Raw genomic sequence first — 19412 nt, 5'->3', positions numbered from 1 at the left:
GTTCATTCTGCCGGGACGGCTATAATCGAGTTGAGTGTTGCGAGCGGCGTAAATTCATGCTGTTCGCGGCCGGCGGCGCGTTCGGCCCAGGGATCCCTGCGGACCGCGCGCTGTGATTTTTCGAAGCGCGCCAGCAGCGCGCGGCGGTTGTCGGCGTCATCCATGATCGCCGCGCGTACCTTGTCGAGGCCGGCGTTTTCGACCCACTTCCAGACGCGTTCGAGATAGCCCGCTTCCTCGCGGTACATCTGCATGAAGGCAGCGATGTATTCGATCGCCTCGTCCTCCGTATCGACATGGCCAAGCAGATCGGTCTGGCGGACATGCAGCCCCGCCGCACCGGCGATGTGGATGTCGTAGCCGGATTCGACGCAGATCACGCCGATGTCCTTCACCGTGGATTCCGCGCAGTTGCGCGGGCAGCCGGAGACGCCGAGCTTCACCTTCGCAGGCGCCCATGAGCCGCACATGAAGCGCTCCAGCTTGACGCCGAGACCGGTCGAATCCTGCGTGCCGAAGCGGCACCATTCGGAGCCGACGCAGGTCTTCACCGTACGCAGGCCCTTGGCATAGGCCGCGCCGGAGACGAGGCCGGCACTGTTGAGCTGCGCCCACACTGCGGGCAGGTCTTCCTTGCGCACGCCCAGCAGATCGATGCGTTGGCCGCCGGTGACTTTCACCGTCGGAATCTTGAAGCGGTCGGCGACGTCGGCGATGGCGCGCAATTCGTCAGGTGTGGTCAGGCCGCCCCACATGCGCGGCACAACGGAGAAGGTGCCATCCTTCTGGATGTTGGCGTGGACGCGCTCGTTGATGTAGCGCGACTGCGCATCGTCGGCATATTCACCCGGCCAGGCGCAGAGCAGGTAGTAGTTCAGCGCCGGGCGGCAGGACGGACAGCCGCACGAGGTTTTCCATGCCAGTTCCTGCATCACGGCGGGAACGGACTTCAACTCCTTCGAGAGAATGAAGCCGCGGACTTCGCTGTGGGTGAGGTCTGTGCATTTGCACATCGGCTTGCGGCCGGCGGCGGAGTAGTTATCGCCGAGCGTGGCTGCGAGCAGCGATTCCACCTTCGCCGTGCACTGGCCGCAGGAGGCCGATGCCTTGGTTCGGGCTCGTACATCGTCGAGGGTGGTGAGGCCGTGGGCGGTGATCGCCTGCGTGATCGCGCCCTTGCACACGCCGTTGCAGCCGCAGATTTCGGCATCGTCGGACAGCGCTGCGACAGCAGCGACCGGATCGAGGGCAACGCCGCCCTGATAGGCCTGGCCGAGGATCAGCGCGTTGCGCATGGCGCCGATATCGACGTTCTTTTTGAGGAGGTCGAAATACCACGAGCCGTCGGCCGTATCGCCATAGAGCACCGCGCCGATGATGCGGTCGTCGCGCAAGACGACACGCTTGTAGATGCCGCGGGCAGGATCGCGTAGCACGATCTCATCCTTGACGTCGCCTTCGGCGAAATCGCCGGCCGAGAACAGATCTACGCCGGTGACTTTCAGCTTGGTCGAGGTGGTCGAGCCGATATAGCCGTCCACGGTTTCGCCGGCGAGGGTCGCCGCGAGGGTCTTCGCCATGTCATACAGGGGCGCGACAAGGCCGTAGCACTGGCCGCGATGCTCGACGCATTCGCCGACCGCATAGATGTTGTCGTCGCTGGTCCCCAGATGATCGTCCACGACGATGCCGCGCTTGACGTTGAGGTCGGCTAGCTTGGCGAGTGCGGTGTTCGGGCGGATGCCGACCGCCATCACGACGAGATCGGCCGGTAGGGTCCGACCATCGTCGAGCCGGACTGACTCGACACATGTGTCACCGAGGATGGCTGCTGTGTTGGCTCCGGTCAGCACCTCGATGCCGCGCGCCTCGATCGCCTTTTGCAACAGATAAGCGGCATTGGGATCGAGTTGGCGCTCCATCAGTGTTGGCATTAGATGGACAACGGTTGTTGTCATGCCGCGCATGGCCAGGCCGGCTGCGGCCTCGAGGCCGAGCAAGCCGCCGCCGATGACGACAGCGTGGCCGCCCTTGCCGGCTGCATCGAGCATCAAGTTGACGTCGTCGAGATCGCGATAGGTGACGACGCCTGGCAGCTCCGCGCCCGGTACCGGAATGAGGATCGGCTTCGAGCCGGTTGCGATAATCAGCGTGTCATAAGCTTCGACCGCGCCGGACTGTGTGGTGACGGTTTTCGCAACGCGATCGATCGCGACGACGAGTTCGCCGCGCCTGAGATCAACCTTGTTGGTCGCGTACCACTCATCGGTGTGAATCAGAATGTCGTCATATGCCTTCTCGCCGGAGAGCACCGGCGACAGCATGATGCGGTCGTAATTAACACGCGGCTCCGCGCCGAACACCACTACGTCGTAGCGGTCTGGTGCGCGTGCGAACAGCTCGTCCATGACGCGGCCGGCGGCCATGCCGTTGCCGAGGATGACGAGCTTCAGCTTCTTTGCATTCGGTTGATCGAGCATGTGCAAACCTGTTTGGACCGCTGTCGATCGGAAACAGGAACTCGCACACCAAACCCGGTAGGGATGGAGTCACGATGACCGCTTCGCACCTGACAATCAGGAAGCGAGCTGTGTCCCTGCGCTTGAAACCAGCAGCGGTTTCAGCATCCGGCGGACGGCGGTCATCATTGACGTAGAATTATTAGCAAATGGCGTGCCAACGTACCTATCGTCTAACATTCTGATTTTTCGACTATTTCTAAATGAGCTCGGCTGTCGCAGATCAGTCGTGCCATTAAAACGAGCGGCATTACTGATTTCCTAGGCAGGTGATTAAATCTTGTGCGGTGCGCTTCAGGTTCGAGGTGGCTCCCGATCTGTGCAGACAACAGGTTCGAAGGCGGACGCGCGCTGGCGAAGATCTCGTCAATTTATTGGTGGTTTGTTGCGGTAGTGAGCTGGCCGTTCTCGGTGCTCGGCCGGGCACGGCGACGCAGCACGTAAAGCGTGCCGAGGGCAGGGCGCCCTGCTTCGAGGCGCAGCTCGGAATTCTCCTTGCATGCGATTTCGAAGTCCTTCGCGGCGCAGGTTTCGAAATATGTCTCGCTATGGGCGAACCTGCCTGACGAGAGCAACGTGAAGTCGCCGTGACCCGCGTCCTCGATGCTTGCTGCGAAGAGGCCACCCGCAGGGAGCACGCGCGCAATCAGGCCGATGAGTTCTTCCAGCCGGCCGAGATAGATCAGAAGATCGGCAGCGAAGACGAGGTCGAAGCTGCGCGGGCTGTCCGCGAGATGGCTCACGACATCGGCCTTGATAAGGTCGTGATAGGCGTTCCGCCGTGTTGCGATGGCGAGCATCTTCCCCGACAGGTCGATGCCGGTCAGTCGCGCGCCGAACCGCCCGAGTGGCTCTGCAGCCAACCCCGTTCCGCAGCCGAGATCCAGAATGGTCGCGAGTGTCGGTCGGCACGACGCAACCATATCGGCGAGTTGCTGCGGCACCTTGTAGCCAAGAATGTCCACAAGCTTGCTGTCGAAGCCCTCGGCGAATTCGTCGAAATGCGATTCGACGTAGGCTGCTGGTGCGCGATCATGCGTCTGTCCACCGACGGCATCCAGCAAGTAGCGCTGCACGGGATCGTCCGGCCGGCCTTCCAGTCGCAGGCGTCCGACCGTGGCAGCGGCTTCATGCATGCCATAGGCGCTGAACAACGCGAATGCGGTGCGCAAGACCTCGTCCAGTGGTTCGGTCTCTTGTCCCGCAAGCGTCGGGTAGCGGGTGATGGCGCCTTGAATGTCGCCGTCCAGCATCGAGGCAAAGGTACGCGCACGGGCGTAGAGACGCAGTGTCACGCCTTCCAGCGGCACAAAGCCGTTTGCGGTTGCCAAGGCATCGGCGCTCTCGCCAAACCGGCCGGCCATGTAGAAGGCCTGTCCGAGGCAAAGATGCGTGACCGCGTCGATGCCGCCCCAGGATAGTGCGTATTGCAGATGCATGATCGCCTGCTCGGGACGGCGGGAGCCGAGATGCAGCACGCCCAGGCCGAGATGAGCGTCGCCAAGCGAGGCATCGCCCGACAGGGCGCGCAGATAGGCCGCTTCAGCATCATCGACCCGCTGCAGCCGGTAGGCGAGGCTCGCATATTGCAGCCATGTCGTCGCGTGGTCCGGATCGATGGCGAGCGCGCGCAACGCACTTGCTTCCGCCAGTTCGTCGCGACCGCTCAATTGATAGTCCGTCGCGAGCTCGCGCCAGGCGGTGACGTCCGTCGGCATCAGTGCAAGTGCAGCAAGAAGCGCGTCGATAGCGACGTCATGCTGGCCATGGTTGCGGTTGATCGTTGCAAACTGCCGCAGCGCAGAACATGCATTGTCGGAATGCTCCATCAGCAGCGCGAAGACGGCGTGCTCCTTCATCCAGCGATCGATCTGATCAGCGGCGTGCTGGGCATCGGGGAGTTCAGGCGTGGCGGAATTCATCGAGACGATCGGGAAGTTTGATCCAGAGGCGTGCGCTATGCTGCTTCTGCCCAATGCGCGCCACGAAGGCAACGTATCGATAGTTCCGTAGAGGTTGTGTCGTGATCGAGAGGTTGTGTGTGAATACTCGTCTAAGGTTGGATGATCTGATCTGTTGCCGCAGGTTTCAATCCGTATAAGCTGGCTGAAAAGAAACCGATCACTGGGTGGAAATGGAGAAGGCGCGGTGAAATCACCCGTCGTAAAGCGATCGATCGTCGTCGCCGGACACAAGACAAGCGTCAGCCTCGAAGAGGCGTTCTGGACGGCGCTGAAGGAGATCGCCGGCATGCGCCGGATCACGATGTCGCAGCTCGTCGGCGAGATCGACAAGAACCGACAGCAGAATAACCTGTCCTCGGCGATCAGGCTTTACGCGCTGGCCCATTACCAGGCCCTCGTCCCGCAGTCCGGGCTGTCGTAGGCGTCCGGTAAGCCCTGCGGCGGACCGGCTGGCGGCAAGGCGCATCTGCGCCTACATTCGGTCCAGCCACTTCCACATCAGTCAGGGCCCCTGCATGACCGTTCACCAGCGCAATTTGTCCACCCCCATCGATCCCGTGAAGCTCGACCGTCTGGCCGAAGTCGCCGTGAAAGTTGGGCTGCAACTTGCGCCGGGGCAGGATCTGCTGCTGACCGGCCCCGCCGCGGCGCTGCCGCTGGTGCGCAAGATCGCTGAACATGCCTACAAGGCCGGCGCAGGTCTGGTGACGCCGTTTTTCTCCGATGAAGAGATGACGTTGGCGCGCTACCGCTACGGCCACGATGTGTCGTTCGATCGCGCCGCCGGCTGGCTTTATGAGGGCATGGCCAAAGCGCTCGGCAACAACACCGCGCGCCTTGCCATCGTCGGCGACAATCCGATGCTGCTGTCGAACGAAGATCCCGCCAAGGTCTCGCGCGCCAGCAAGGCGAATTCCATCGCCTATCAGCCGGCGCTGCAGAAGATCGCCGGCTTCGACATCAACTGGAATATCATCGCTTATCCCACGCTGTCCTGGGCCAAGCAGGTGTTTCCCGGTGACGAAGACGACGTCGCCGTGCAAAAGCTTGCGGATGCGATCTTCGCGGCATCGCGCGTCGACAATGCCGATCCCATTGCCGCCTGGGCCAAGCACAATGCGGCGCTGCGCAGTCGCACCGAATGGCTGAACGCGCAGCGCTTTCATGCGCTGCATTTCACCGGGCCGGGCACCGATCTTGTGGTGGGTCTTGCCGACGGCCATGAATGGGAAGGCGGCGCGTCGACCGCCAAGAACGGCATCATCTGCAACGCCAATATCCCGACCGAGGAAGTCTTCACCACACCGCATGCTGCGCGTGTCAACGGCCATGTCCGCTCGACCAAGCCGCTATCCTATCAGGGCACACTGATCGACAACATCGCGGTGCGCTTCGAGGACGGCAAGATCGTCGAGGCAAAGGCCTCGCGCGGCGAGGAAGTGCTCAACAAGGTGCTCGACACCGACGAAGGCTCGCGTCGGCTCGGCGAAGTGGCGCTGGTGCCGCATTCGTCGCCGATCTCGGCGAGTGGCCTCTTGTTCTACAACACGCTGTTCGACGAGAATGCCGCCTGCCATATTGCGCTCGGCCAATGCTATTCGAAGTGCTTCGTCAATGGCGGCGATCTCACGCCCGAGCAGATCGCGGCGCAGGGCGGCAACAAGAGCTTCATCCATATCGACTGGATGATCGGCTCCGGCGAGATTGACATCGACGGTGTCCACACCGACGGCCGTCGCGTGCCGGTGTTCCGCAAGGGCGAGTGGGCGTAACGCTGCAGCTATGATCTGAACGGGCGCGGAAACTGAGTCTTCAAATCTATGGCCCAGCCCCACCGCGTCGGCTTTCTCCTGATCGACGGCTTCGCGCTGATGTCCTTCGCCTCGGCGATCGAACCGCTGCGCGCCGCCAATGTGCTGGCCGGCAAGAAACTGTATCAGTGGCTGCAGATCTCGACCGGCGCCGACGCGATCCTGGCGTCGAACGGATTGTCGGTGGCGTCCGATCACACCATTGCCGACAGCGTGCGTTACGACACGGTGCTGGTTTGTGCCGGCGGCAATCCCGCTGGTTTCGATGATGCCAAGACGCTGGCGTGGCTACGTCGCCTCGCGCGCTCGGGCTGCGCCATCGGCGGCGTCTCCGGTGGGCCGTTCATTCTGGCCAAGGCCGGCATACTCGATGGCGTTCGCTGCACGATCCATTGGGAGCATCTCGATGCGTTCATCGAGGCCTTTCCCGAGATCGAGCCGACGCGTACGCTGTTCGAGATCGATAGCAACCGGCTCACCTGCGCCGGTGGTGTCGCCGCGCTCGACATGATGCATGCCATCATCCGCCGCGATCACGGCCAGGCACTGGCAGCGAAAGTCAGTGACTGGTTTCTGCAAACCGCCGTGCGTCTCGGCGACGACAGCCAGCGCATTTCATTGCGCGAGCGCCTCGGCACCAGCAATCGCGCCGTGCTCTCGGCGATCACCGTGATGGAACGGCGTCTGGCCAGCCCTGCGCCGCGCGACGAGTTGGCGAAGGCGGCCGGTGTGTCCGTGCGCCAGCTCGAGCGGCTGTTCACCGCGCATCTCGGCGTAACCATCGAGCAGCATTACCTGACCCTGCGTCTCGCCAAGGCCCGCGCGCTGTTGCAGCAGACCAGCATGCCGGTGATCGAGGTCTCGGCCGAATGCGGCTTCGCCAGCGCCAGCCATTTCGCACGGATGTATCGGCGGGCCTTCGATGTGCCACCATCGCAGGACCGGATGATGCCAAAGGGCAAAGCGCGGTAATTCCCTCGCCCCGCTTGCGGGGAGAGGGTGGATCGAACACGCGCAGCGGGTTCGAGACGGGTGAGGGGGAGTCGGTATTTCACCCGCGGGCTCCCCCTCACCCGAAGCCTCGCTGCCGCTTCGGCTCCGACCTCTCCCCGCATGCGGGGAGAGGTGAATAGCTAATTCCGCCGCGGATAAATAATCACAGACAGATACGTCATAGGCGCCTTCACCAGTTCTTCCGGGCCGTGCCGCGCGGCTGCGTCGAAGAACAGCGTGTCGCCGGGCTCCATCAGATAGGTCTGATCGGCGTGGCGATAACGCACCTTGCCTGTCAGCATGTAGATCATCTCGACGCCGGCATGGCGGAAGTTGCTATAGGCCTCGGCATCCTCGTTCAGCGTGATCAGATAGGGCTCGACGCCGAGCTCGCCGTGGATCGACTGGCCAAGCAGTTGATAGTGATGGCCGGACTTGGTGCCGCGGCGTTCGATCTTGACGCCTGTGCCGGCCTTCACGAAAGAGCAATCGCGCTCTTCCTCGGTCTCGCGAAAGAATCTGGAGATCGGCACGTTGAGTGCTTTCGAGAGTGCATTCAGCGTGCCCAGCGATGCGGAGATGCTGCCGGTCTCGATCTTTGACAGCATGCCGGTCGAGATGCCCGCCGATGTGCTGAGCTCGGCCACCGTCAGCTCCAGCTCCTTGCGGAGCTGCCGCACTTCATTGCCGATCTTGGATTCTAGGGAGCCACCGACTTCCAGCGGCGCGTTCGAACCGGTGCGCAGCTCCTCCAGCTTTGAGCGGGCGGGCGATGATTTCGTTTTCTTCGGTTTCACTTTCACGATGGCGTTTCCTGCAGCGTTGATTTCCCGACAATAGCAATATTTCTTGTCAGGAAAACTATTTTCTCTGTGGTTGACATGGCGGTTTTGTTTCGGGCAAGGTCCACGCGCATTCAACGAGCGAGACGCGAGCCATGTGCGGCATTGCCGGTCTGTTTCTGAAAGATCAAAAGCTGGCCCCCGAATTAGGCGGGTTGCTCTCCGGCATGCTGGAAGCGCTGAGCGATCGCGGCCCTGACTCTGCAGGCTTTGCTGTTTATGGCGACGGCGATGCCGGACAGATCAAGCTGACGCTGCGTGCCGCGCCGTCGTTTGATTTCGCTGCATTGGTGGCGTCGCTCGGCAAGGTCGCCGGTGCGCCGATTGCATATCAGGTGCACGACACCCACGCTGTCATCAGCATCCCCACCGATCGCGAGGCTGCCGTGGCATCTGCGCTCCTCGGCATGAAAGACGTCGACATGGTTGCACGGGGCCGGCGCATGGCCGTGTTCAAGGAAGTCGGTCTGCCCGCCGACGTGGCGAAGCGTTTCGGCCTGAACGCGATGACCGGCACCCATGCCGTGGGTCATACGCGCATGGCAACTGAGTCCGCCGTGACGACCAATGGCGCGCATCCCTTCACGACAGGTACCGACCAGTGCCTCGTGCATAACGGTTCGCTGTCGAACCACAATGATGTGCGCCGCGAGCTGATTCGCCAGGGCATGACGTTCCGGACGGAAAACGATTCCGAAGTCGCCGCGGGCTATATCTCATCGCAGATGGCCGCCGGTGCGTCGCTGCAGGATGCCATGACGTCGTCGCTCGCCGCGCTCGATGGCTTCTACACATTCGTCATCGGCACCGAGACCGGCTTCGGCGTGCTGCGCGATCCCATCGCCTGCAAGCCGGCCGTGATGGCCGAGACCGATCGCTGGGTTGCTTTCGGCACCGAATATCGTGCGCTGGTCGATCTGCCGGGCATCGACGTTGCCAAGGTCTGGGAGCCCGAACCCGCCAAAGTCTATTTGTGGGAGCGTCACTGATGCCCACGGTCGATCTCGCTTCGTCGCCGCTGCGCGAACTTAACGGGGCTCTGCACAGGCTGACACCCAGCACCAACGAGACGCACTGGACTGTCACCAATCCGCGCGGCCAGCACAATATCGCGGTCGGTCTCGATTTTCCGGTCGAGATCGATATCGACGGACACGTCGGTTACTACTGCGCCGGCATGAACAAGCAGGCGCGCGTCACCGTGCGCGGCAATGCCGGACAGGGTGTCGCGGAGAACATGATGTCAGGCCGTGTGCATGTCACCGGCGACGCGTCGCAGGCGGCGGGCGCCAGCGGCAATGGCGGCCTGCTGGTGATCGACGGCAATGCCTCGGCGCGTTGCGGCATTTCCATGAAGGGCATCGATATCGTTGTGAAGGGCTCGGTCGGCCATCTCTCGGCCTTCATGGCGCAGGCCGGCAAGCTCGTTGTGCTCGGCGATGCCGGCGAGGCGCTCGGCGACTCCATCTATGAGGCGCAGCTCTATGTGCGAGGTTCGGTGGCGAGTCTCGGTGCCGATTGCATCGAGAAGCCCCTCAAGGACGAACACAAGGCCGAGCTGAAGAAGCTGCTCGATGAAGCAGGCGTCGAAGGCGTCAGCCCCGACGAGTTCAGGCGCTACGGCTCGGCGCGTAAGCTCTATCACTTCCACATCGATAACGTCGGATCATACTGATGAGCGCGCAAGACCGCTGGATCCATACGCCGCCGCGCAAGTCCGCGACCTTCGATGATGCAGCCATTGCGGAAATTCGCCGTGCGGCGGCGACCGGCATCTATGATATCCGCGGCGCCGGCGCCAAGCGCAAGCTGCCGCATTTCGACGATCTGCTGTTTCTCGGCGCCTCGATCAGCCGTTATCCGCTAGAAGGCTACCGCGAGAAATGCGCCACCGATGTCGTCATCGGCGCGCGCTTCGCCAAGAAGCCGATCCATCTGAAGATTCCGATTACCATCGCCGGCATGAGCTTTGGGGCACTGTCCGGTCCAGCCAAGGAAGCGCTTGGCCGCGGCGCATCGGCGGTCGGCACGTCGACCACCACGGGCGACGGCGGCATGACGCCGGAAGAGCGTGGTCATTCCGATCTGCTGGTCTATCAGGTACTGCCGTCGCGTTACGGCATGAACCCGGATGATCTGCGCAAGGCGGATGCGATCGAGGTTGTGGTCGGGCAAGGTGCCAAGCCCGGCGGCGGCGGCATGCTGCTCGGCCAGAAGATTACAGAGCGCGTTGCCGGCATGCGCCGTTTGCCGGTGGGAATCGATCAGCGCTCGGCGTGCCGGCATCCGGACTGGACCGGGCCCGACGATCTGGAGATCAAGATCCAGGAGCTGCGTGAGATCACCGACTGGCAGATCCCGATCTATGTGAAGGTTGGTGCCTCACGCCCGTATTACGACATCGCGCTCGCGGTGAAGTCCGGCGCCGATGCCATCGTGCTCGACGGCATGCAGGGCGGGACGGCGGCGACGCAGGACGTCTTCATCGAGAATGTCGGCCTGCCGACCATGTGCGCGATCCCGCCGGCGGTGAAGGCGCTGCAGGATCTCGGCATGCATCGCAAGGTGCAGCTCATTGTGTCCGGTGGCATCCGCAATGGAGCTGACGTGGCCAAGTGTCTCGCGCTCGGCGCGGATGCGGTGGCGATCGGCACGGCCGCGCTGATCGCGCTCGGCGATAACGATCCGGCGCTGGAAGCCGAATATCAGAAGCTCGGTACCACCGCTGGCGCCTATGATGACTGGCATGAAGGCCGCGATCCCGCTGGCATCACCACGCAGGATCCTTTGCTGGCCGCGCGGCTCGATCCCGTCATCGCCGGCCGCAAGCTCGCAAACTATCTCTCGGTGATGACGCTGGAAGCGCAGACCATCGCACGCGCTTGCGGCAAGAGCCACGTCCACAATCTCGAACCGGAAGATCTGGTGGCGCTGACAATGGAGTCGGCGGCCATGGCGAGGGTCCCTCTCGCGGGAACGAACTGGATTCCCGGAAGCAATATCTAACGAGCCATTACGGCTGGATGATCTTCGGAGCGCGTGTCAATGACGACCTGGACCGAACTAGCCAAGCAACACGATCTCAAATATTTCCTCATTGCCTTTGTCGATCTGTTCGGCGGCATGCGCGCCAAGCTGGTGCCGGCGACTGCGATGGACAGCGTCGCCAAATCCGGCGCGGGCTTCGCGGGATTTGCTGCCTGGTTCGATATGACGCCGGCCGACCCCGATGTCCTCGTGATGCCGGACATGGATACGCTCACATTGCTGCCATGGAAGCCCGGCGTCGCCTGGGTTACGGGCGATCTCTACATGGGTGGCAAGCCGGTGGCGCAGAATCCACGTCAGGTGCTGAAAGGCTTGATCGCAAAAGCCGCCGAGCAGAGCGTCGAACTCAAGACCGGCGTCGAATGCGAATACTTTCTGATTTCGCCCGACGGCACCGCGATCTCTGATCCTGCCGATCAGCAGGCCAAACCGTGCTACGATCAGCAGGCGCTGATGCGGCGCTACGAGATCGTCGCCGAAATCTGCGATGCGATGATTGCGCTCGGCTGGAAGCCCTATCAGAACGATCATGAAGACGCCAACGGCCAGTTCGAGATGAACTGGGAGTTCGACACCGCGCTGAAGACCGCCGATCGCCATGCCTTCTTCAAGTTCATGGTCAAGTCGATCGCCGAGAAACACGGCTACAAGGCGACCTTCATGCCGAAGCCGTTTGCCAATCTCACTGGCAACGGCTGCCACGTCCATGCGTCGCTATGGTCGACCAAGGACGGCTCGAACGTATTTGAAGATGAGGCCGGTGAACTCGGTCTGTCGAAGACCGCCTATCACTTCATCGGCGGCCTCGTTCATTCGGCCGAAGCGGTTTGCGCTATCACCAATCCCACGGTGAATTCCTACAAGCGCATCAATGCGCCGCGCACGCTCTCGGGCGCGACATGGTCGCCGAACACGGTGACCTACGGCGGCAACAATCGCACGCATATGATCCGCATTCCCGATGCGGGCCGGTTCGAATTCCGTTTGCCCGATGGTGCGGTGAATCCCTATCTGCTGCCGGCGACCTTGCTCGCCGCTGGTCTCGACGGCATGGCCAACAGCCGCGATCCCGGCCCGCGCCTCGACATCAATATGTATACGGAAGGCGCGAAGGTACCGAAGGCAAAGCAGCTGCCGCTGAACCTGCTCGATGCATTGCGGGCGCTCGAAGCATCCGACGTGTTGAAGGCGCAGCTCGGCGAGGCCGTGGTCGGATCGTATCTCAAGCTCAAACACAGCGACTGGAATGAGCACTGCCGTCAGCTCACCGAATGGGAGCGGCAGACGACTTTGGATTGCTGATGCCGCACGTTCGTCGAAATTGCGTGCTATGAGTTCTGCCTCAGGAGCGTCATTGGGTTGACGCAACGTTGTCGCAGGATCATTTCGCACCATGACGACCGGCGTCAGCGCGTTTTACGACGGCATTTCAATATTTTACGGTTTCGACCGGGTGATGGACCCGGCTTTGTACATGCCGCTGCCGGATGACTGGATCATCGGCGTCGCCGATATTGTGGAATCCACCAAGGCCATCGCCGAACAGCGCTACAAGGCCGTCAACATGGCCGGCGCTGCCGTCATCGCGGCCGTGACCAATGCGCTGGACGGCCGCGAATTCCCGTTCGTGTTCGGCGGCGATGGCGCGAGCTTCGCAGTCTCACCGGACGATCTCGATCGCGCCCGCGGGGCTTTGGCGGCGACGGCCACCTGGGTGAAGCACGATCTCGATCTCGTCATGCGCGTGGCCCTGGTGCCGATCAAAGACATCCGCGCGCAGGGGCTGGATGTGCGCGTGGCGCGCTTCGGTCCATCGAACAACGTGTCCTATGCGATGTTCTCCGGTGGCGGTTTGGGCTGGGCGGAAGCTGCGATGAAGCGCGGTGAATTCGCGGTGACGCCGGCACCGGTCGGGACCTATCCCGATCTCTCCGGGCTCTCATGTCGTTTCGAGGAAATTCCATCGGCGCACGGTTTGATCCTGTCGGTGCTGGTGACGGCCGCAGCGGGCGCCGAGCCATCCGCATTTCGCCGCGTCATCGAAGACATTATCGCGCTGGTCGAACGCAGTCCAAATGCGGGCCGTCCCGTACCCGCAGGCGGTCCCGCGATGACGTGGCCGCCCGCGGGTCTCGGCTACGAAATCCGAGCTGGCCGCGGCGCGAAATCGCTGTCGCGCTTTCGTATCTGGGTGACGACGCGAACGCTGTTCGTTTTTGTGTTGATGCGTTTTGGCATTAGCGTCGGCGGCTTCGTGCCGAAGACCTATGTGCAGCAGTTGGTCGAGAACTCGGATTTCCGCAAATACGACGATAGCCTGCGCATGATCCTGGATTGCACACCCGATCTCGAACGCGCGCTGGAGCAGCGTCTTGTTGCGGCGGCCGCGGAAGGAACGGTGCGCTATGGTCTGCACCGGCAGGATGCTGCGATGATGACGTGTTTCACACCGTCAGCCATCCGCAGCGATCACGTACATTTCATCGACGGCGCGCGCGGTGGCTATGCCTCAGCGGCCACCGTGTTGAAGGCTATGTCGGTTTGAAAGAGATCGCCTGATCAGCGGCCGACGCGGGTCCAGTTTTCGCCACCGCAGAATGCGCCGACGCAGCCTTCGACCTTCAGCGTGTTCGGCCCCACCAGCGCGACGTTGCTGGTATAGATCTTCCCGTCATCGGCATTGTAGATCCGGCCCGACCACGTGTTCGCTCCGGTAGGGCGCATGTCGTAGAAGAGATGAATGCCAATCATCGAGCGCTTGGCCAGCGCGGGATCGGGATTCTTGTCGTCGATCGGCGGTTTGCCGGTCTGCGGATCGATCTTGTCGCGCAGCGAAACGACCGTGCCGCACAGGATGGTGCCGCATTTGCTGACCCGCACCTGTGCATCGCCGGCCTGGGTCTGCCAGACACCCGTTGCTTCGCCGCCCGATTGGGCTTGCGCAGCGGAGCCTGCAGACACTACACCCAGCAATGCGATCATAACAGTGAATCTGGCGGCCATGCGTGTCTCCTCGGATCAGGCGGTCTGCATAACAAGAAATGGGATTTGTGCAATGCCGCGGCGATGCGTTTGAGACTACTCAGCGTCTCAAATGATCATGATCGATTCAATTTGACGCAGCTTGCTCAGGTCAACCGGTGGCGGTCACCACGGCAGCCCGCACAGGTCCATCTCGCCTTCATGCGGCGCTCGCTTCAGGTAGGACACCAGCGGGGTCATGACATCGAAGCGTACCCGCTCGCCGTGCTGTTCGGCATAGACCTCGCCGATGAACGGCTTCCAGTTGCGGCGGGTGTAGAAATCCAGATTGTGCGGTTCACAGAATAGCAGCGCAAAATCGGTAGCGCGTTCGTCTTTCAGCGTATGGAGTGCGGCGGTGAGCGCCAGACTGGCCAGACCGCGACGACGATAGTCGGGATGCGTCACAACGCCGCCGATGCCGCCAATCCGCGTCTTGCGATCCTTCCATATGCCTTCGCGCCGATACAGGCCGACATGGCAGACCGGCTGTCCGTCGTCCTCCACGATGACCCGCAATTCGGGATAGGCGAAGACCACGTGTCCCCAGGGCAGTTTCTCGACCGCCTCGCGCGGCCAAACCAGGTCGAACAGCGGTTTGACGCTCGGCCATGAGGCATCGCCGGTCACAATCTCGATTTCGATGCTCATTTCGGTCGCCACCTCTGCGCTTTGTGCAGCCCTTATAGGTCGGTCCGAGGGTAGTAAACCTGTCGAATCCAGTGCTTATCTGAGAATAATATTCTAGGGATCAAGGAAACGTTGGAATGACTGAGGCGGAGCTCTCCAAATACCAGCGCTGGGCGATTTTGGCCGGCGCGGCGACGCTGCTCAGCCTGGCCATGGGCATGCGCCAGAGCTTCGGCCTGTTTCAACCCTCGATTCTGCGCGACACCGCCATCACCACGGCCGATTTCTCCCTGGCCACCGCTTTGCAGAACGTGATCTGGGGCATCTCGCAGCCCTTTATCGGCGCCATCGCCGATCGTTTCGGCACCCGTCACGTCATGATCACCGGCGTTTTGATTTATGCCGCCGGTCTCGTCCTGATGATGGTCGCGACCACGCCGTTGGTGTTCACGCTGGGCGCCGGCCTTTGCGTCGGCCTCGCACTGTCTTGCACGGCGTCGAGCATGACCATGACGGTGGCCTCGCGCTCGGTGTCCGCTGCCAAGCGCAGCGTCACCATGGGCGCGGTGTCGGCTGCAGGTTCGCTCGGTCTCGTCATCGCGTCGCCGCTGGCGCAGACGCTGATCTCGACGGCGGGCTGGCAAGTGGCGCTGATCGGCTTTCTCGGCCTCGCTGCGGTGATGCTCCCCGCTGCGCTGTTTGCTGGCCAGTCTGACAAGATCGAACGCGCACCGGCGGATGAGCTGCAGCAATCTTTGGGAGAAGTGGTGCAGTCCGCACTCGGTCACTCCGGTTATATCGTGCTGGCGTTGTCGTTCTTTGTCTGCGGCCTGCAGCTCGTATTCATCACCACGCATCTGCCGAATTATCTGGCGATCTGCGGCCTCGACGCGTCGCTTGGCGCCACCGCGCTGGCAATAGTCGGTCTGTTCAATGTGTTTGGCTCCTACGCCTTTGGCTGGCTTGGCGGCCGTTATCCGAAGCAGATTTTGCTCGGCGGAATTTACATCGTTCGCTCGTTGGCGCTCGCCACTTATTTCTATTTTCCGGCGACGCCGACCACGACCATGGTCTTCGCAGCCGTGCTGGGATCGCTGTGGCTCGGCGTGGTCCCGCTGGTGAACGGCCTCGTCGCGCAGCTGTTTGGGTTGCGCTTCATGGCGACACTCACCGGCATCGCTTTCCTCAGCCATCAGGCAGGATCTTTCCTCGGCGCCTGGGGCGGTGGCATGATCTTCTCGCATCTCGGCAATTATGATCGCGCCTGGCAATTCGCCGTCGTGATCGGGATGATCGCCGGATGCTTCCAGATGCTGATGAATGTGAAGCCGCCAGTGCGGCGCGATGCCGTCTCCGCCGCAATGCCGAGCGCGGCCTGATCGCGAAGCGATCGGGCTCGCAGGCGATCGAGATCGCAAAGATGGGAGTGTCGGAGCCGGGCGGAACCTTCTATAAGGGTTCCCGTTAAGCCAACTCTCCCATTATTGCGGATCTTGACCCATGACCTTCACGCTTCCCAATCTGCCTTACGCCTATGACGCGCTCGCGCCGCATATGTCGAAGGAAACGCTGGAATTCCATCACGATAAGCACCATCAGGCTTACGTGACCAACGGCAATAACCTGCTGAAGGGCACCGAATTCGAAGGCAAATCGCTTGAAGAAATCGTGAAGGGCTCGTTCGGCAAGAATGCCGCGCTCTTCAACAATGCCGGTCAGCACTACAACCATCTCCACTTCTGGAACTGGATGAAGCCGAACGGTGGTGGCGACAAGCTGCCCGGCCGTCTGGAGAAGAAGATCACCGAGGATCTCGGCGGTCTCGAGAAGTTCAAGACCGACTTCGCCGCTGCAGGCGTTGGCCAGTTCGGCTCCGGCTGGGCCTGGCTCTCGGTCAAGAACGGCAAGCTGGAAATCTCCAAGACCGCGAACGGCGAAAGCCCGTTGGTCCATGGCGCGACCCCGATCCTCGGCGTCGACGTCTGGGAGCACTCCTACTACATCGACTATCGCAATCGTCGTCCGGACTATCTCAAGGCGTTCGTCGATCACCTTGTGAACTGGGAATATGTCGACGAGCAGTTCGGCAAGGCGGTCTGATCGCTTTCGATTTGCGTTTAATGACGCGCGGGAAGGGCGGTGGCGCGAGCTGCCGCCCTTTTTCGTTGTCGTGACGTTTTCGTGTCTTGGTCGGCCTGCTGCGACTTGCCGCCGCAGACACGCTGCGGCAGAACGGAATGACGGGAGCCACCAAGCGCAGCGGGTGTTCGATGAATTATGTTTTGGTTTTTGTCGGCGGCGGGCTTGGCGCCACCTTGCGCCATGTCATCAACGTGACCTGCACCCGCTGCATGGGGACGGCGTTCCCGTGGGGCACCTTCATCATCAACATCACCGGTTCCGCGGTGATGGGCCTGATCGCCGGCTATCTCGCTTACAAGGGTGAGGCCTCGCAGCCATGGCGGTTGTTCCTGATGACCGGCATCCTCGGCGGCTACACGACCTTTTCGGCCTTTTCACTGGATACGGCAGTGCTCTATGAGCGCGGCGAATTGGGCCTCGCCCTGGCCTATGTGCTGGGCTCGGTGGTGCTGTCGATTGCCGGGCTCTTTGCCGGCCTGGCGCTGGTCCGCCATTTCGCCTGATCCGCGCCGGGCTTGCGGTATGTTATAATATAACATAAATGACAGTGAGGCGCTTTGGCGCCGGGTTTCCACTGGCTCAGGCCCGATTTCATGGCGCATTCCCATTCCCACGGTGATGACCATTCCGATGGTCACGCGCACGGCCACGGTCATACCCACAGCCATGGCCCAGCAAGCCCGCATCCGGCCCAGCCTGCGCCCTGGTCGATCCTGCGCATGACGTTGCCCGCACGGCTGGGGGCTGCGCTGGCGGTCTCCGCAGCGCTCTGGGCGGTGGTTCTGCTGGCGATGAGGCCATCATGACGGCACAGCTCGCTTTCCAGAACGTCACACTGGGCTATGACCGGCATCCGGCGGTGCATCACCTCAATGGCGAGATCGCCGCTGGCAGTTTGCTCGCGGTGGTCGGGCCGAACGGCGCCGGCAAATCCACGCTGTTTCGCGGCATCGTCGGCATCCTGAAGCCGCTGACGGGCGCGATCACACTTGGCGGCCTGAAGGCGCGCGATATTGCTTACCTGCCGCAGAGCGTCGATATCGACCGCACATTCCCTATCTCGGTGTTCGACTTCGTCGGCACAGGGCTTTGGCGCACGACCGGGATATTCGGCGGCCTTGGCAAGACCGCGCGTGCGCAAATTGGACAGGCGCTCGCCTCCGTCGGCCTCAATGGTTTCGAGAATCGCAATATCGGCACGCTGTCGGGCGGCCAGATGCAGCGGATGCTGTTTGCGCGGGTGTTGTTGCAGGACGCACGCGTTATCGTGCTCGACGAGCCGTTCAATGCGATTGACGCCAAGACGTCGGCTGATCTGATTGCGCTGGTGCGTCACTGGCATGCCGAGAAGCGCACGGTGCTGGCGGCGTTGCACGATATGGAGATGGTGCGCGCGCATTTCCCGGAGACGCTGCTGCTGGCGCGCGGCTCCGTGGCCTGGGGATCGACCCAGCAGGTGCTGACGGCGGATAATCTGCTGGAGGCGCGGCGCATGTGCGAAGCCTTCGACGATGGCGCCGGCACCTGTGTTGTCGATGCCACACACTCGCGCGCGGCCTGATCGCCATGCTTTACGACGCGCTGATCGCGCCCTTCCTCGAATTCGAATTCATGCGTCGTGCATTGGCCGGGGTGGTCGCGCTTGCATTGGGCGGCGCGCCGATCGGCGTGTTCCTGATGCTGCGGCGGATGAGCCTTGTCGGCGACGCGATGGCGCATGCCATCCTGCCAGGGGCTGCGATCGGCTTCCTGTTTTCCGGGCTCAATCTGTTCGCGATGACGTTTGGTGGCCTGATTGCAGGCTTTTCCGTTGCGCTGCTCGCGGGTCTCGTGTCGCGCGTCACCGTGATCAAGGAAGACGCATCGCTAGCCGCGTTCTATCTCGTCTCGCTCGCGGTGGGTGTCACCATCGTCTCGATGCGCGGCACCAATATCGATCTGCTGCATGTGCTGTTTGGCAATATTCTCGCACTCGACGATCAGACGCTGCTGGTGATCGCGTTCAACGCGACGATCACGCTGGTGGTGATGGCGGTGATCTATCGCCCGCTGGTGATCGAATGCGTCGATCCGGTGTTTTTGCGGACGGTTTCGCGCGCCGGTGCACCCGCGCATCTGGCGTTCCTCGCGCTGGTCGTGGTCAATCTCGTCAACGGCTTTCACGCGCTCGGTACGCTGCTCGCGGTGGGGCTGATGATCCTGCCGGCGGGTATCGCACGCTTCTGGTCGCGTGATATCACGGGGATGATGATGATCTCCGTCGCGAGCGCGATGGTCTCCGGTTACTTCGGTCTGGTGTTGTCGTTCCAGACCAAGGTGCCGTCCGGCCCCGCGATCATTCTGGTCGCCGCGGTACTCTACGTATTTTCGGTTTTGTTCGGCAATGTCAGTGGCTTGGTGAGGCAGTTATTCCCCGGCCGGCATCTTGAGGCGTAGGTGTGT

19 protein-coding genes are annotated in these 19412 nt (G+C 62.0%); 14 read left to right on the top strand and 5 right to left on the bottom strand.

Annotated elements, in window-relative coordinates; genetic code table 11:
- Positions 1 to 2: 2 nt before the first annotated feature.
- Both nirB and BLW80_RS06410 read right to left on the bottom strand, forming a co-directional pair.
- On the bottom strand, positions 3 to 2480 hold the full coding sequence (gene nirB, locus BLW80_RS06415) for a nitrite reductase large subunit NirB (protein ID WP_093757235.1): 2478 nt from the start codon (positions 2478 to 2480) through the stop codon (positions 3 to 5).
- 410 nt (positions 2481 to 2890) lie between these two features.
- The gene (locus tag BLW80_RS06410; RefSeq protein WP_170849590.1) at positions 2891 to 4441 is read right to left on the bottom strand and encodes a methyltransferase domain-containing protein; all 1551 of its coding nucleotides are present in this window, start codon (positions 4439 to 4441) and stop codon (positions 2891 to 2893) included.
- A 226-nt stretch (positions 4442 to 4667) separates the two neighbouring features.
- Here BLW80_RS06410 and BLW80_RS06405 point away from each other — a divergent pair, with 226 nt between their 5' ends.
- The 3 genes from BLW80_RS06405 to BLW80_RS06395 all read left to right on the top strand — a co-directional run bounded on the left by BLW80_RS06405 (position 4668) and on the right by BLW80_RS06395 (position 7266).
- Positions 4668 to 4904 (top strand): ribbon-helix-helix domain-containing protein, encoded by a 237-nt coding sequence (locus BLW80_RS06405; RefSeq protein WP_089265762.1) that lies wholly within the window; start codon positions 4668 to 4670, stop codon positions 4902 to 4904.
- 94 nt (positions 4905 to 4998) lie between these two features.
- Positions 4999 to 6255: an aminopeptidase gene (locus BLW80_RS06400; RefSeq protein ID WP_093757233.1), complete on the top strand. Its 1257-nt coding sequence runs from the start codon at positions 4999 to 5001 to the stop codon at positions 6253 to 6255.
- A 48-nt stretch (positions 6256 to 6303) separates the two neighbouring features.
- Positions 6304 to 7266, top strand: coding sequence for a GlxA family transcriptional regulator (locus tag BLW80_RS06395; protein WP_093757232.1), 963 nt, complete (start codon positions 6304 to 6306; stop codon positions 7264 to 7266).
- Between the two features lie 161 nt (positions 7267 to 7427).
- Here BLW80_RS06395 and BLW80_RS06390 read toward each other — a convergent pair whose 3' ends face one another.
- Positions 7428 to 8084: an XRE family transcriptional regulator gene (locus BLW80_RS06390; protein WP_170849598.1), complete on the bottom strand. Its 657-nt coding sequence runs from the start codon at positions 8082 to 8084 to the stop codon at positions 7428 to 7430.
- Between the two features lie 140 nt (positions 8085 to 8224).
- Between BLW80_RS06390 and BLW80_RS06385 the strand changes: the two genes are divergently transcribed.
- The 5 genes from BLW80_RS06385 to BLW80_RS06365 all read left to right on the top strand — a co-directional run bounded on the left by BLW80_RS06385 (position 8225) and on the right by BLW80_RS06365 (position 13722).
- Entirely contained in the window at positions 8225 to 9118 is an 894-nt protein-coding gene (locus BLW80_RS06385; RefSeq protein ID WP_093757230.1) for a class II glutamine amidotransferase, read from the top strand.
- On the top strand, positions 9118 to 9804 hold the full coding sequence (locus BLW80_RS06380) for a GltB/FmdC/FwdC-like GXGXG domain-containing protein (RefSeq protein ID WP_093757229.1): 687 nt from the start codon (positions 9118 to 9120) through the stop codon (positions 9802 to 9804). Before BLW80_RS06385 ends, BLW80_RS06380 begins: the two co-directional genes overlap by 1 nt.
- Positions 9804 to 11135: an FMN-binding glutamate synthase family protein gene (locus tag BLW80_RS06375; protein WP_093757228.1), complete on the top strand. Its 1332-nt coding sequence runs from the start codon at positions 9804 to 9806 to the stop codon at positions 11133 to 11135. Before BLW80_RS06380 ends, BLW80_RS06375 begins: the two co-directional genes overlap by 1 nt.
- A gap of 39 nt (positions 11136 to 11174) precedes the next feature.
- Positions 11175 to 12479 (top strand): type III glutamate--ammonia ligase, encoded by a 1305-nt coding sequence (gene glnT, locus BLW80_RS06370; RefSeq protein WP_093757227.1) that lies wholly within the window; start codon positions 11175 to 11177, stop codon positions 12477 to 12479.
- Positions 12480 to 12570: 91 nt separating this feature from the next.
- Positions 12571 to 13722: a DUF3095 domain-containing protein gene (locus BLW80_RS06365; protein ID WP_093757226.1), complete on the top strand. Its 1152-nt coding sequence runs from the start codon at positions 12571 to 12573 to the stop codon at positions 13720 to 13722.
- A 14-nt stretch (positions 13723 to 13736) separates the two neighbouring features.
- Here the strand turns inward: BLW80_RS06365 and BLW80_RS06360 are convergent, their stop codons facing one another.
- Positions 13737 to 14180: a DUF2147 domain-containing protein gene (locus BLW80_RS06360; RefSeq protein ID WP_093757225.1), complete on the bottom strand. Its 444-nt coding sequence runs from the start codon at positions 14178 to 14180 to the stop codon at positions 13737 to 13739.
- 144 nt (positions 14181 to 14324) lie between these two features.
- Entirely contained in the window at positions 14325 to 14849 is a 525-nt protein-coding gene (locus BLW80_RS06355) for a GNAT family N-acetyltransferase (RefSeq protein WP_093757224.1), read from the bottom strand.
- A 116-nt stretch (positions 14850 to 14965) separates the two neighbouring features.
- Here BLW80_RS06355 and BLW80_RS06350 point away from each other — a divergent pair, with 116 nt between their 5' ends.
- The 6 genes from BLW80_RS06350 to BLW80_RS06325 all read left to right on the top strand — a co-directional run bounded on the left by BLW80_RS06350 (position 14966) and on the right by BLW80_RS06325 (position 19406).
- Entirely contained in the window at positions 14966 to 16207 is a 1242-nt protein-coding gene (locus tag BLW80_RS06350; RefSeq protein WP_093757223.1) for an MFS transporter, read from the top strand.
- 121 nt (positions 16208 to 16328) lie between these two features.
- Positions 16329 to 16928 (top strand): superoxide dismutase, encoded by a 600-nt coding sequence (locus BLW80_RS06345; protein ID WP_093757222.1) that lies wholly within the window; start codon positions 16329 to 16331, stop codon positions 16926 to 16928.
- Between the two features lie 170 nt (positions 16929 to 17098).
- The gene (crcB, locus tag BLW80_RS06340; RefSeq protein WP_093757375.1) at positions 17099 to 17473 is read left to right on the top strand and encodes a fluoride efflux transporter CrcB; all 375 of its coding nucleotides are present in this window, start codon (positions 17099 to 17101) and stop codon (positions 17471 to 17473) included.
- Positions 17474 to 17563: 90 nt separating this feature from the next.
- Positions 17564 to 17776, top strand: coding sequence for a hypothetical protein (locus BLW80_RS06335; protein ID WP_093757221.1), 213 nt, complete (start codon positions 17564 to 17566; stop codon positions 17774 to 17776).
- The gene (locus BLW80_RS06330; protein WP_093757220.1) at positions 17773 to 18531 is read left to right on the top strand and encodes a metal ABC transporter ATP-binding protein; all 759 of its coding nucleotides are present in this window, start codon (positions 17773 to 17775) and stop codon (positions 18529 to 18531) included. The genes BLW80_RS06335 and BLW80_RS06330 overlap by 4 nt, the downstream gene beginning before the upstream one ends.
- A gap of 5 nt (positions 18532 to 18536) precedes the next feature.
- Positions 18537 to 19406: a metal ABC transporter permease gene (locus BLW80_RS06325; RefSeq protein WP_089265777.1), complete on the top strand. Its 870-nt coding sequence runs from the start codon at positions 18537 to 18539 to the stop codon at positions 19404 to 19406.
- Positions 19407 to 19412: the final 6 nt, after the last annotated feature.

It is taken from the genome of Tardiphaga sp. OK245 (genome assembly GCF_900108575.1).
Taxonomy (GTDB): Bacteria; Pseudomonadota; Alphaproteobacteria; order Rhizobiales; family Xanthobacteraceae; genus Tardiphaga; species Tardiphaga robiniae.
Note: the sequence above shows the minus strand (reverse complement) of the source record. Positions and strands in the feature narration are given on the sequence as shown.